Source organism: Caballeronia ptereochthonis (assembly GCF_001545075.1).
Lineage (GTDB): Bacteria > Pseudomonadota > Gammaproteobacteria > Burkholderiales > Burkholderiaceae > Caballeronia > Caballeronia ptereochthonis.
Genome location: NZ_FCOB02000054.1, coordinates 1 through 13,341, shown reverse-complemented (window position 1 = coordinate 13,341; position 13,341 = coordinate 1). Strand labels below are relative to the sequence as shown.

At 65.9% G+C, this 13,341-nt stretch carries 12 protein-coding genes; 10 read left to right on the top strand and 2 right to left on the bottom strand.

What is annotated here, in order from left to right:
* Positions 1 to 6: 6 nt before the first annotated feature.
* The 10 genes from murD to lpxC all read left to right on the top strand — a co-directional run bounded on the left by murD (position 7) and on the right by lpxC (position 11,601).
* On the top strand, positions 7 to 1,518 hold the full coding sequence (murD, locus tag AWB83_RS33835; RefSeq protein ID WP_087049954.1) for a UDP-N-acetylmuramoyl-L-alanine--D-glutamate ligase: 1,512 nt from the start codon (positions 7 to 9) through the stop codon (positions 1,516 to 1,518).
* 26 nt (positions 1,519 to 1,544) lie between these two features.
* The gene (gene ftsW, locus AWB83_RS33830; RefSeq protein WP_374729153.1) at positions 1,545 to 2,792 is read left to right on the top strand and encodes a putative lipid II flippase FtsW; all 1,248 of its coding nucleotides are present in this window, start codon (positions 1,545 to 1,547) and stop codon (positions 2,790 to 2,792) included.
* Positions 2,789 to 3,907, top strand: coding sequence for an undecaprenyldiphospho-muramoylpentapeptide beta-N-acetylglucosaminyltransferase (murG, locus tag AWB83_RS33825; RefSeq protein WP_087049952.1), 1,119 nt, complete (start codon positions 2,789 to 2,791; stop codon positions 3,905 to 3,907). Before ftsW ends, murG begins: the two co-directional genes overlap by 4 nt.
* A 2-nt stretch (positions 3,908 to 3,909) precedes the next feature.
* Positions 3,910 to 5,301, top strand: a complete 1,392-nt coding sequence (gene murC / locus AWB83_RS33820; protein WP_087049951.1) for a UDP-N-acetylmuramate--L-alanine ligase — start codon at positions 3,910 to 3,912, stop codon at positions 5,299 to 5,301.
* A 31-nt stretch (positions 5,302 to 5,332) separates the two neighbouring features.
* Positions 5,333 to 6,274, top strand: a complete 942-nt coding sequence (locus tag AWB83_RS33815; RefSeq protein WP_087049969.1) for a D-alanine--D-alanine ligase — start codon at positions 5,333 to 5,335, stop codon at positions 6,272 to 6,274.
* Between the two features lie 33 nt (positions 6,275 to 6,307).
* On the top strand, positions 6,308 to 7,060 hold the full coding sequence (locus AWB83_RS33810; RefSeq protein ID WP_087049950.1) for a cell division protein FtsQ/DivIB: 753 nt from the start codon (positions 6,308 to 6,310) through the stop codon (positions 7,058 to 7,060).
* A gap of 26 nt (positions 7,061 to 7,086) precedes the next feature.
* On the top strand, positions 7,087 to 8,319 hold the full coding sequence (gene ftsA / locus AWB83_RS33805; RefSeq protein ID WP_087049949.1) for a cell division protein FtsA: 1,233 nt from the start codon (positions 7,087 to 7,089) through the stop codon (positions 8,317 to 8,319).
* Positions 8,320 to 8,429: 110 nt separating this feature from the next.
* Entirely contained in the window at positions 8,430 to 9,629 is a 1,200-nt protein-coding gene (gene ftsZ / locus AWB83_RS33800; protein WP_087049948.1) for a cell division protein FtsZ, read from the top strand.
* A gap of 286 nt (positions 9,630 to 9,915) precedes the next feature.
* The gene (locus AWB83_RS33795) at positions 9,916 to 10,419 is read left to right on the top strand and encodes a peroxiredoxin (RefSeq protein WP_087049947.1); all 504 of its coding nucleotides are present in this window, start codon (positions 9,916 to 9,918) and stop codon (positions 10,417 to 10,419) included.
* Positions 10,420 to 10,683: 264 nt separating this feature from the next.
* Positions 10,684 to 11,601 carry a UDP-3-O-acyl-N-acetylglucosamine deacetylase gene (lpxC, locus tag AWB83_RS33790; protein WP_087049946.1) on the top strand — a complete coding sequence of 306 codons (918 nt, stop codon included), beginning with the start codon at positions 10,684 to 10,686 and terminating at the stop codon, positions 11,599 to 11,601.
* A gap of 58 nt (positions 11,602 to 11,659) precedes the next feature.
* On the opposite strand, the gene AWB83_RS33785 is transcribed toward lpxC, so the two are convergent.
* Together AWB83_RS33785 and hpnK are read right to left on the bottom strand one after the other, a co-directional pair.
* Complete coding sequence (locus AWB83_RS33785) at positions 11,660 to 12,619, bottom strand: lysylphosphatidylglycerol synthase domain-containing protein (RefSeq protein ID WP_087049967.1); 960 nt, start codon at positions 12,617 to 12,619, stop codon at positions 11,660 to 11,662.
* A gap of 5 nt (positions 12,620 to 12,624) precedes the next feature.
* Positions 12,625 to 13,341 (bottom strand): hopanoid biosynthesis-associated protein HpnK (gene hpnK / locus AWB83_RS33780; RefSeq protein ID WP_143750150.1); only part of this gene is annotated, 717 nt, incomplete at its 5' end.

The window sequence follows — 13,341 nt, the reverse complement described above, 5'->3', positions numbered from 1 at the left end:
AAAGCGATGTTTGGCGAGAAGTTTGTCGGTCGGCAAAGTCCGATGGTGCTCGTGCTGGGGCTGGGTGAATCCGGCCTGGCGATGGCGCGCTGGTGCGCCAGGTACGGTTGCCGCCTGCGGATCGCCGACACGCGCGAAACGCCGCCGAATCTTTCCGAGCTTGCGATCCACAAGATCGATGCGGACTTCGTCGGCGGGGCGTTCACGCCCGACCTGCTCGACGGCGGCATCGAACTCGTCGCGATCAGCCCGGGGCTGTCGCCGCTCGCCCCGGATCTCGCACCGTTGATCGCCGCCGCGAACGAACGCGGCATTCCCGTCTGGGGCGAACTCGAACTCTTCGCGCAGGCGCTCGCCGGGCTCGGCGCGAACGGCTACGCGCCGAAGGTGATCGCCATCACCGGCACGAACGGCAAGACCACGACGACCGCGCTCGCCGGCCTCCTGTGCGAGCGCGCCGGAAAGACCGTCGCGGTGGCGGGCAACATCAGCCCGGCGATGCTCGACAAGCTGACCGAAGCGATCGATCAGACCGCGCTGCCCGACGTGTGGGTGCTCGAACTGTCGAGTTTCCAGCTGGAAACCGCGCACACGTTCGCACCCGATGCGGCCGCGGTGCTCAATATCACGCAGGATCATCTCGACTGGCACGGCGGTCTCGACGCCTACGCCGCCGCTAAGGGCCGCATCTTCGGGCCGCGCACGACGCGCGTGCTGAACCGCGACGACAGCCGCACGATGAAGCTCGCCGCGAACGTCGCGCAGAACCGCGTCGTGACGTTCGGGCTGAACGAGCCGTTGAATGTCGGCGATTACGGTTTGCTGCGAGATAACGGCATGCTGTGGCTCGTCGCAGGCGTCGATCAGGACGCATCCGACGAACCCGCGCCGTCGCGGCGTCGCAAGCAGGAAGCCGCCGAGCCGAACGTCGTGTCGAAGCGCCTGATGCCCGCCGACGCGCTGCGCATCCGCGGTCTGCACAACGCGGCGAACGCGCTGGCCGCGCTTGCCTTGACGCGCGCGATCGACCTGCCGCTCGCGGCGCTCCTGCACGGCCTGCGTGAATATCGCGGCGAGCCGCATCGCGTGGAAGTGATCGCGCAGATCGACGGCGTCGATTACGTCGATGACAGCAAGGGCACCAACGTCGGCGCGACGGTCGCCGCGCTCGACGGCCTCGCGCAACGCGTCGTGCTGATCGCGGGCGGCGACGGCAAGGGCCAGGATTTCTCGCCGCTCGAAGCGCCCGTCGGACGCTGGGCGCGCGCGGTGATGCTGATCGGCCGCGACGCGCCGCGCATCCGCGAGACGCTCGCATCGACGGGCGTCGCGCTCGAGGATCACGCCACGCTCGAAGCCGCGACCAACGCGGCGGCGCGCATCGCCGAGCCGGGCGACGCCGTGCTGCTCTCGCCCGCGTGCGCGAGCCTCGACATGTTCAGGAACTACGCACATCGCGCTGACGTGTTTCGCAGCGCGGTCGAAGATATCGCCGCCGCGCGGGGAGTGATGCTATGAGCTGGTCCGAACGCTTTGGATCGAAACTGACCGGCCAGCGCAACGCCGTCCCGAACGACTCGCTCGCGGGCCGCGGCAACGGCGGGGTGCGCGGCGGCATTTCGAGCGCGGTCAACGGCGTGCGCCCCGCGCGCTCGCGCATGCTCGATTACGACTACTCGCTGCTGTGGGTGACGATCGCGCTGCTCGGCCTGGGCGTCGTGATGGTGTACTCGGCGTCGATCGCGATGCCCGATTCGCCGAAGTACGCGAGCTACCGCGACTATCACTTCCTCGTGCGTCACCTGATCTCGATCGCGACGGCGCTCGTCGGCGCGATCATCGCGTTCAAGATTCCGGTGAACACGTGGGACAAGTACGCGCCGAAGCTCTTTCTCGTCGCGCTGCTGATGCTGATCATCGTGCTGATTCCGCACGTCGGCAAAGGGGTGAACGGCGCGCGCCGCTGGATTCCGCTCGGCATCACGAACATGCAGCCGTCGGAAATCATGAAGCTCGCGGTGACGATCTACGCCGCGAACTACACGGTGCGCAAGCAGGAGTTCATGCACAGCTTCGGCAAGGGCTTCCTGCCGATGGCCGTGGCGGTGGGCGCGGTCGGCGCGCTCCTGCTGCTCGAGCCCGACATGGGCGCGTTCATGGTGATCGCCGCGATCGCGATGGGCGTGCTGTTCCTGGGCGGCGTGAACGGCAAGCTGTTCGGCGGCCTGGTGGCGACGGCGGTCGGCACCTTCACGCTGCTCGTGTGGGCATCGCCGTGGCGTCGTGAGCGGATCTTCGCGTACCTCGATCCGTGGGACGACCGCTACGCGCAGGGCAAGGCGTATCAGCTGACCCACTCGCTGATCGCATTCGGGCGCGGCGAGTGGTTCGGCGTCGGCCTCGGCGGCAGCGTCGAAAAGCTCAACTATCTGCCGGAAGCGCATACCGACTTCATTCTCGCGGTGATCGGCGAGGAGCTCGGTTTCGTCGGCGTGATCTGCGTGATCCTGCTGTTCTACTGGATCGTGCGCCGCGCGTTCGAGATCGGCCGTCAGGCGCTCGCGCTCGACCGCACGTTCGCCGGCCTGATGGCGAAGGGCGTCGGCATCTGGTTCGGCGCGCAGACCTTCATCAACATGGGCGTGAACCTCGGCCTTCTGCCGACCAAGGGTCTCACGCTGCCGCTCGTCAGCTACGGCGGCTCGGGCATTCTGCTGAACTGCGTCGCGCTGGCGGTGCTGCTGCGCGTCGATTACGAAAATCGTGTGTTGATGCGCGGAGGAAAAGTATGACCGCGCAACGCGACCGCACCTTGATGGTGATGGCAGGCGGCACCGGGGGCCACGTGTTCCCGGGGCTCGCGGTCGCGCACTGGATGCAGGCGCACGGCTGGCGCGTGGTGTGGCTCGGCAACGCGAACGGCATGGAAGCGACGCTCGTGCCGAAACACGGCATTCCGATGGAATACGTGCGCTTCGGCGGTGTGCGCGGCAAGGGCATCAAGACGAAGCTGATGCTGCCCGTGAACCTGCTGCGCGCGTGCTCGCAGAGCCTTGCGGCGCTGCGCCGCGTGAAGCCGGATGTGGTGCTCGGCATGGGCGGCTACATCACGTTTCCGGCGGGCATCATGACGAAGCTCGCGGGCTGCCCGCTCGTGCTGCACGAACAGAATTCGATCGCCGGACTAGCGAACAAGGTGCTCGCGCATCTCGCGAAGCGCGTGCTGGTCGCGTTCCCCAATGCCCTGCCGAATGCGGAATGGACCGGCAATCCGATCCGTGCGGAACTAACGAGCGCATTGCCACCCAAAGAACGCTACGCCGCGCGTTCGGGACGCCTGAACGTGCTCGTCGTCGGCGGCAGTCTCGGCGCCGCGGCGCTGAACGAAACCGTGCCGAAGGCGCTCGCGATGCTCGCACCGGACGAGCGTCCGCGCATCGTGCATCAGGCGGGCGCGAAGCATATCGAAGCGCTGGAAGCGAACTACGCGGCGGCGGGTCTCGCGCGCGGCGAAGACCTGCAGCTCGTGCCGTTCATCGAGGACATGGCGAGCGCGTACGCAGCGGCGGATCTCGTCATCTGCCGCTCGGGCGCGATGACGGTCTCGGAGATCGCGGCGGTCGGCGTGGCGGCGCTCTTCGTGCCGTTCCCGTTCGCCGTCGACGATCACCAGACGACCAACGGCGCGTTTCTCGCGAAGAACGGCGCGGCTGAACTGATACAACAACGCGATTTGTCGGCGCAAAGGCTCGCCGACTGGTTACGCGCACAGACGCGCGACACGCTTGGAGAAATGGCCGAGCGCTCGCGTGCACTGGCGAAACCGGACGCGACCGAAAGGGTCGCGAGCGTTTGCGCCGACGTGGCCGGCGCGCGTGTGAACGCGCAAGCTCGGGAGGCACATTAGTCATGAAACATATCGTCAAGCATATTCATTTCGTCGGGATCGGCGGCGTGGGCATGAGCGGCATCGCCGAGGTGCTGCTCAATCTCGGTTATCACGTGAGCGGCTCGGATCTCGCGAACAACGCCGTCACCGAGCGGCTGCGGGCGCTCGGCGCGCGCGTCGCGATCGGTCATCACGAGCAGAACATCGAAGGCGCGAATGCGGTCGTCGTGTCGACGGCCGTGCGCTCGGACAATCCCGAAGTGCTGGCCGCGCGCCATCGCCGCGTGCCGATCGTGCCGCGCGCGGTGATGCTCGCGGAACTGATGCGCCTCAAGCAGGGCATCGCGATCGCCGGCACGCACGGCAAGACCACGACCACGTCGCTGGTCGCGAGCGTGCTCGCCGCGGGCGGTCTCGATCCGACCTTCGTGATCGGCGGGCGCCTCAACAGCGCGGGCGCGAATGCGCGGCTCGGCACGGGCGATTTCATCGTCGCGGAAGCGGACGAGTCCGACGCCTCGTTCCTGAATCTGTTCCCGGTGATCGAAGTCATCACGAACATCGACGCCGATCACATGGACACGTACGGCCACGACTTCGCGCGGCTCAAGCAGGCGTTCATCGAGTTCACGCATCGGCTGCCCTTCTATGGCATCGCAGTGCTGTGCGTCGACGATCCGAACGTGCGCGAGATCCTGCCGTTCGTGTCCAAGCCGATCATCCGCTACGGCCTCGGTGCCGAAGCGGAAGTGCGCGCCGTGAACGTCGAGGCGCGCAATGGCCGCATGCATTTCACGACGCTGCGCGCGGATGCGCCGTCGCTCGACATCGTGCTGAACCTGCCGGGCACGCACAACGTGCAGAACGCGCTCGCGGCGATCGCGATTGCGACTGAACTTGAAGTCGCGGATGCCGATATCCAGCGTGCGCTCGCCGAATTCAACGGCGTGGGCCGGCGCTTCCAGCGCTACGGCGAAGTGAACGCGAGCAACGGCGACGGCGCGTACACGCTGATCGACGACTACGGTCACCACCCGGTGGAAATGGCCGCGACGATCGCGGCGGCGCGCGGCGCGTTTCCCGATCGCCGGCTGGTGCTCGCGTTCCAGCCGCATCGGTACACGCGCACGCGGGACTGCTTCGAGGATTTCGTGAAGGTGCTGTCGACGGTCGATGCGCTCGTGCTCACCGATGTCTACGCAGCAGGCGAGGCGCCCATCGTCGCCGCCGACGGCCGTGCGCTCGCGCGTGCGATTCGCGTCGCGGGCAAGGTCGAGCCGGTGTTCGTCGAGACGGTGGACGAAGTGCCCGACGCGGTCACGACGATCGCGCGCAACGGAGACGTGGTGATCACGATGGGCGCAGGCTCCATCGGCGGCGTGTGCGGAAAGCTGGCGAACAACCAGTCTTAGGAACGGCGGTACTACGGCAATGAGCAATCAAGTGAAACAAATCGATCCGAAAGTCTTCGGCAAAGTGGCGGTGCTGCTCGGCGGGCATTCCGCGGAGCGCGAGGTCTCGCTCAATTCCGGGCGCCTCGTGCTGGAAGGCCTGCGTGAAGCGGGCATCGACGCGCATCCGTTCGATCCGGCCGAGCGCCCGCTTTCGGATCTGAAGGCAGACGGTTTCGTGCGCGCCTTCATCGCGCTGCACGGCGGCTATGGCGAGAACGGCCAGCTGCAGGGCGCGCTGGATTTCTACGGCATTCGCTATACGGGCAGCGGCGTGCTCGGCTCGGCGCTCGGCATGGACAAGCTGCGCACCAAGCTCGTGTGGCAGCAGACCGGCATCCCGACGCCGCCGTTCGAAACGGTCTTCCGCGACGAGGATTACGCGGCGCGCGCGCAGGACATCGTGGCGAAGCTCGGGCTTCCGCTCTTCGTGAAGCCGGCGAGCGAAGGATCGAGCGTCGCGGTCATCAAGGTGAAGAGTGCGGAAACGCTCGTTCCCGCGCTCGAAGAAGCCGCGAAGTTCGACAGGATCGTGATCGTCGAGAAGAGCATCGAGGGCGGCGGCGAGTTCACGTGCTGCATCGCGGGCGATCTCGACCTGCCGGTCATCAAGATCGTGCCGGCGGGCGAGTTCTACGACTATCACGCGAAGTATGTCGCCGACGACACGCAGTACCTGATTCCGTGCGGCCTGACGGACGCCGAGGAAACGCGCATGAAGCAGCTGACCAAGCGCGCCTTCGAGATCCTCGGCTGCACCGACTGGGGCCGCGCGGACTTCATGCTCGACGCCGACGGCAATCCGCACTTCCTCGAAGTGAACACGGCGCCCGGCATGACGGATCACTCGCTACCGCCGAAGGCCGCGCGCGCGGTGGGCATCAGCTACAAGGATCTGGTCGTGAAGGTGCTGTCGCTCACGCTGAAAAACTAGGCAATCACACACAGGACACGAACAAGCGAAACCATGTGGAACAACGTTCGCCAACTCAACCTCGCCGCCCATGCGCTGCACGTCTTGCTCGTGCTGCTGCTGCTGGCCGCCGCGGGTTACTGGGCGATCCAGCGTCCCGAGTTTCGCCTGCGCGAGATTCAGATCGACGGGGACACGACGCACATCAGTTCGCCGGTCGTGCGGGCGAGCGTGGTCGGGCACTTGAAGGGCAATTTCTTCACCGTCGATCTGGATACGGCGCGCGCCGCGTTCGAGCAGATGCCCTGGGTGCGCCATGCGAGCGTGCGCCGCGTCTGGCCGAACGCGCTCGCGGTGACGCTCGAGGAATACAAGCCGCTCGGCACGTGGGGCTCGGATCAGCTGGTGAGCGTCGACGGCGACCTTTTCACGGCGAACCAGGGCGAACTCGACGACGACCTGCCCGCGTTCGACGGACCCGAAGGCACGGCGAAGGAAGTCGTCGCGCGCTATCGCGATTTTCAGAAGTGGTTCGCGCCGCTCGACGCGCAGCCCGAGGAGGTGACGCTCTCGCCGCGCTTCGCGTGGACGGTGAAGCTCTCGAACGGCACGCAGATCGAACTCGGCCGCGAGCGCAATCAGGACACGCTGTATGAGCGTTGCAAGCGTTTCGTCGCGTCGTGGTCGTCCGTGACGGGACGGTGGGGCAAGGAGATCGAATATGCGGATTTGCGTTACCCGAACGGCTTCGCGGTACGCGCCGCCGGCATGCGCTTCATCAACGACACCGACAAGGCCAAGAAGTAAGCAGACATCACAGGCATGAGCACGCTATGAGCAAAGACTACAAAGACCTGCTGGTTTCCCTCGACATCGGAACGTCGAAGGTGGTCGCGATCGTCGCCGAACTGAAGGGCGAAGGCCACTACGAGGTGATCGGACTCGGTCAGGCCGACTCAAAGGGGTTGAAGAAGGGCGTCGTGGTCAATATCGAGGCCACGGTGCAATCCATCCAGCGCGCGCTGGAAGAAGCCGAGCTGATGGCGGATTGCAAGATCACGAACGTCTTCACCGGCATCGCGGGCAGCCATATCCGCAGCTTCAATTCGAGCGGCATGGTCGCGATCAAGGACAAGGAGGTCACGCAGGCGGACGTCGCACGCGTGATCGAGACGGCCAAGGCGATCAACATCCCGACCGATCAGCAGGTGCTGCACATCCTGACGCAGGAATTCATCATCGACGGCCAGGAAGACGTGCGCGAGCCGATCGGCATGAGCGGCATCCGCCTCGAAGTGAAGGTGCACATCGTGACGGGCGCGGTGAGCGCGGCGCAGAACATCGTGAAGTGCGTGCGCCGCTGCGGGCTCGAAGTGAACGACCTCATCCTGCAGCCGCTCGCGTCGTCGCTCGCGGTGCTGACCGAGGACGAGAAGGAACTGGGCGTGGTGCTCGTCGATATCGGCGGCGGCACGACCGACATCGCCATCTTCAGCGAAGGCGCGATCCGCCATACGGCCGTGATTCCGATCGCGGGCGACCAGATCACGAGCGACGTCGCGATGGCCCTGCGCACGCCGACGCCCGATGCGGAAGACATCAAGGTGAGCTACGGCATCGCGAAGCAGGCGCTCGCCGATCCGGACGAGATGATCGAAGTGCCGGGTCTCGGCGAGCGCGGTCCGCGCACGCTGTCGCGCCAGGCGCTGGCGGCGGTGGTGGAGCCGCGCGTCGAGGAGCTGTTCTCGCTGGTTCAGCAAGTGGTGCGCGAGTCGGGCTACGAAGAGCTGCTGTCGAGCGGCGTCGTGCTGACCGGCGGCGCGGCGATGATGCCCGGCATGGTCGAGCTGGGCGAAGACATTTTTCTGAAACCGGTGCGCATCGGCGTGCCGGAATACGCGGGCGGTCTCGCGGACGTGGTGCGCAATCCGCGCTACTCGACCGCGATGGGCCTGCTCGCCGAAGGACGCTCGCAACGCATGCGCGGCCGCAAGGTCGCCGTGCAGAACGGTTCGATGGGACAAGTGTTCACGAGGATGAAGGACTGGTTCCTCGGGAACTTCTAGGCAGGATGCATTGAAAAGAATTACGCGCTGGTACCGGCGGCCGGTGCGCGACGAAAGGTTGCCCGATCTCTCGTCGAATAACGCCGATCTTCATTCTTGACGGAGGCAACATGGATTTCGAAATGCTGGAAACGGAAACCAACGGAACGATCATCAAGGTCGTCGGCGTTGGTGGTGCTGGCGGCAACGCGGTTCAGCACATGATCAACCGCGGCGTGCAGGGCGTCGACTTCATCGTGATGAACACCGACGCGCAAGCGCTCGCTCGTTCGCGCGCCCCGACGGTTCTGCAACTGGGCATGACCGGTCTCGGCGCGGGCGCCAAGCCGGAGAAGGGCAAGGAAGCGGCGGAAGATGCGCGCGAGCGCGTCGCCGATGCGCTGCGCGGTGCGCACATGGTGTTCATCACCGCGGGCATGGGCGGCGGCACGGGCACGGGCGCGGCGCCGGTGGTCGCGCAGATCGCGAAGGAAATGGGCATTCTGACCGTCGGCGTGGTGAGCAAGCCGTTCGAGTTCGAAGGCGGCCGCCGCATGCGCGTGGCGGAAGCAGGCTCGCAGCAACTGGAGGATCACGTCGACTCGCTGATCGTCGTGCTCAACGACAAGCTGTTCGAGGTGATGGGCGATGACGCCGAGATGGACAAGTGCTTCCAGTGCGCGGACGACGTGCTGAACAACGCTGTCGCGGGTATCGCGGAAATCATCAACGTCGATGGTCTGGTGAACGTCGACTTCGAAGACGTGAAGACCGTGATGGGCGAGCAGGGCAAGGCGATGATGGGCACGGCGACGGTCGCCGGCGTCGATCGCGCGCGTCTGGCCGCGGAACAGGCGGTTGCAAGCCCGCTGCTCGAAGGCGTCGATCTGTCGGGGGCGCGTGGCGTGCTGGTGAACATCACGTCGAGCCGCTCGCTGCGTCTGTCGGAAACGCGTGAAGTGATGAACACCATCAAGAGCTACGCTGCCGACGATGCAACCGTGATCTTCGGCGCGGTCTACGACGACGCGATGGGCGACGCGCTGCGCGTGACGGTGGTGGCGACGGGCCTGGGCCGCGCGGCGAAGAAACAGCAGCAAGCGCCGATGACGCTCCTGCGCACGGGCACGGACAACCAGCCGGTCGCGCACGCCACGCATCACAACACCTACACGCCGCAGCATGGCCAGGCGACGGATTACGGCCAGCTCGACACGCCGGCTGTGTGGCGCTCGACGCGTGAAACCGCAGCATCGCACGTGCAGGCGCTGCAGGAAAAGGGCGTTGATACGTATGACATCCCGGCGTTCCTGCGCAAGCAGGCGGACTGAGCGTGGCGCAGATTTGCTGCTAAGTTCGTAGCCGACGATGCAGCCCACCGCGTGCGCGCGCTCAACGCCTGGCGCGGATGATGCAGGCATCAAGTGGGGCGACTGTCCAAGGCCGCGTCCTGATTTCGAATGGACGCCTGGCCGTGGCCAGCCGACCCCCACGAATCTGTCCCTGATGTCGAGGGAGACAGATTGATGCCGGAATCGCCGCAAAGACGTTTGGCAAGGCCGCGGGACGATGCAATCGCGAGGATGTCCGCGAGCACTGACAAGGGAAGGACCGAGCATGATCAAAGTGGGTGACACGCTGCCCGATGCGCGTCTCTTCGAGTTCATCGAGGAGGCGAGCGAGGGCTGCGCCGTGGGACCGAATGCGTTCCCGGTGCGCGAGCGGTGCGCAGGCAAGCGCGTGGTGATCTTCGGATTGCCCGGCGCGTTCACGCCGACGTGCTCCGCCAGGCACGTGCCCGGCTACGTCGATGCGGCAGAGGCGCTGTCCTCCGCGGGTGTCGACGAGGTCTGGTGCGTTTCCGTCAACGACGCGTTCGTGATGAGCGCGTGGGGACGCGATCTTCAAACCGCGGGCAAGGTGAAGATGATTGCGGACGGCAGCGCGCGTTTCACTCAGGCACTCGGACTGGATCAGGATTTGTCCGAGCGTGGCATGGGAATCCGTTCCCAGCGTTACGCGATGGTGGTCGACGACGGCGTGGTCAAGACGCTGGCAGTCGAAGCGCCCGGCAAGTTCGAAGTCAGCGACGCTCAAAGCATCTTGGCGACGTTGCGCTGAGTGCAGCGGTGCGGCGTTGCCCACGCGCAACGCTTCAAGCACCCTCGCATTGAGACGCAACTTGGGGCCGATGACCGGAAATGCCTCCATTCCGGGCATCGGCCCGTTCTACTTCACGTTTTTGCCGTCCCGGCGTAACACAGGGAAACAGTTGATACCTGCTGGATCAGGACGGCGAGCGGCGAATGGAGTATAATTCGCCCTATTAGAATTTAATGCACGATTGATTCTCTTTATAGGGAACATGAATCGGAAGAGAACATCATGTTGAAGCAGCGAACAATCAAGACCGTCGTCAAAACCGTGGGAATCGGGCTTCATTCCGGCCGCAAGGTCGATCTGACGCTGCGCCCCGCGCCGGCTGACACGGGCATCGTGTTTTCGCGTGTCGATCTGGCGGAGCCGGTCGATATTCCCGCGTCCGCGATGGCGATCGGCGATACCCGGCTGGCGTCCGTGCTGCAGAAGGACGGCGCGCGCGTGTCCACCGTCGAGCACTTGATGTCGGCGTGCGCGGGCCTGGGCATCGACAACCTCTATGTCGACGTGACCGCCGAGGAAATCCCGATCATGGACGGCAGCGCGGCTTCCTTCGTGTTTCTGATCCAGTCGGCGGGCATCGAGGAGCAGAACGCGCTGAAGAAGTTCATCAAGGTGACGAAGCCGGTCGAGGTGCGCGACGGCGACAAATTCGCCCGTCTCGAACCGTATTTCGGCTTCAGGCTGAGCTTCACCATCGATTTCCGTCATCCTGCCGTCGACAAGACCGGCCAGGCGCTCGAAGTGGATTTCGCGACCACTTCCTACGTGCGCGAAATCGCCCGCGCCCGCACGTTCGGCTTCGCGCACGAAGTCGAGACGATGCGCGAGCTGGGTCTGGCGCGCGGCGGCAGCATGGACAACGCAATCGTGCTGGACGAGTACCGCATCCTGAACAATGACGGCCTGCGCTACGACGACGAGTTCGTGAAGCACAAGATGCTCGACGCGATCGGCGACCTGTATGTGGTCGGCCATCCGTTGCTGGCGTCGTACAAGGCGTACAAGGGCGGTCACGCAATGAACAACATGCTGCTGCGCGAACTGCTCGCGCACGAAGACGCCTACGAGATCGTCACGTTCGAGGACACGCAGAAGGCGCCGCGCGGATTCGGATTCGATACGCAGACGGCATTTGCCTGATTTAGCCGGGTAGCGAATCAGCGGGACAAGGGCGCGCCTTCCCGTTGCCACCGCGCCCTCACCGGCGCCTCATCATTTCGGCGATCTGCCAGCTCGCGAGCGCGATGCACCCGAACACCGTTTCGCGCACGCGCTTGATGAGCGGCAGTGCGACCGCCGCGTCCGTGCCGACGCCGAAGAGCGTCGCGAACATCAGCATCGCCGCTTCCTGAACGACCAGTCCCGCTGGCACCATGAACGCCGCGTGACGCACTGCTTGCGTCAGCGCCTCGATGGCGAGCGCGGGCCCGATCGACACCGGTTGGCCCAGCAGCGCCAGCGCCCAATACACTTCCAACGCGCCGAGCACGTAGCCGGCGAGCTGCCACGCGAACGCGCGAAACAGCGTGAGGGGCTCGCGCATGAGCGCGTCGATGGCCGCGTCGAGCCGGGTTCCGTCGATGCCGCGCGTGATCGTATGCGATTCTCCGAGGAGCCGGCCCGCGAAGCGCTCGATCGCCTGAAACCAGCCGCCTTTTCTCACGAGTACGAACGCGAGCACCGGCAGCGGCATCGACAACAGCAAGCCGAGCCCGATCGATGCGATCGCACCGCCGCCGCGCGAGGCCAGCGCGAGGACGATGCCGAGTGCTGAAAACATGTACTGCACGGCGATCGTCACGAGCACTTCGACGATTACCGAAGCGCTCACGGCTGCCGCGTCGGCAACGCGCCAGCGCGCGAGCCGCACGCCGACCACTTCGCCGCCGATGCTCGCCACGGGCAGCAGCCGGCTCACCGCCTCGCGCACCGCCGCGATCCACCACAGAAAGCCGAGCGGCGCGCGGCCCGCGAGAAGCACGCGCCAGCCTTGCGCATCGAGCAACAGGGGCAGCGCGTGAAACGGCACGAGCCACAGCAGCGTCCACCCGGCGCGGTCGAGGGCGGCGGCGACGTCGCGCACGCCCTGATGCAGCACGAAGGCGATCAACCCGACGATGCCCGCGGGCAGCGCCGCCCAGCGCAGCGCTCGCAGCACGCGGCTCATCGGACCCGCGCGCGCGGCGTGCAAAGGTCCGCGAAGCCGCCGCACGCGAGACCGGCCGATGCGATAGCCGCCGCGACGCGGGCGGACAGCAGCGCGTCGAGCTCGTCGGCGTGACGATAGCCACGCATGGATGGCGTGAGCGGCGTATCGGCGGGTATTGCGGGATGGCAGTAGATTTCGGTGACGCCTGCGGGCAGCCGCGCCAGTGCATCGAGCATGGCGGAGGTGTCCATTGCGCCGCTTCTTGCCATGCCGCACACGTGATCGTTGTGCGCGATGTCCGCGCGGTCGAGGCGGGCGCGCACGAGCGACATCCACGGACGCAGCGGGAGCGGCGCGCCGGTTTCGAGCGGCAGGCGCATCGCGCGCAGGCCGAATTCGCGCCCGATATCCAGAATCAGCGACAGCACCGTCGGATGCAGATGGAAATGCTTGTGCGTGTTCACATGATCGAGCGCGAGGCCGGTCGCGGCGAACGCCTCGAACTGCGCGCGGATTTCCGTCGCGAGCTGGCGACGCACGTGCCGCAGAAAGAAGAAGCGAAAGCCGTCGCGCACCATGCGATCGCCGAAGCGTCCGTCGCGGCCGACGAGCGCGGGAATGCGGGAGGCGGGGGACGTCGCCTGACCGTCCGCGAGCACGATATGCAGCCCGACGCGCAAGTCCGGCGATTCGCGCGCGATCTTCACGGCATGGTAAGCGGCGGGCGCGCC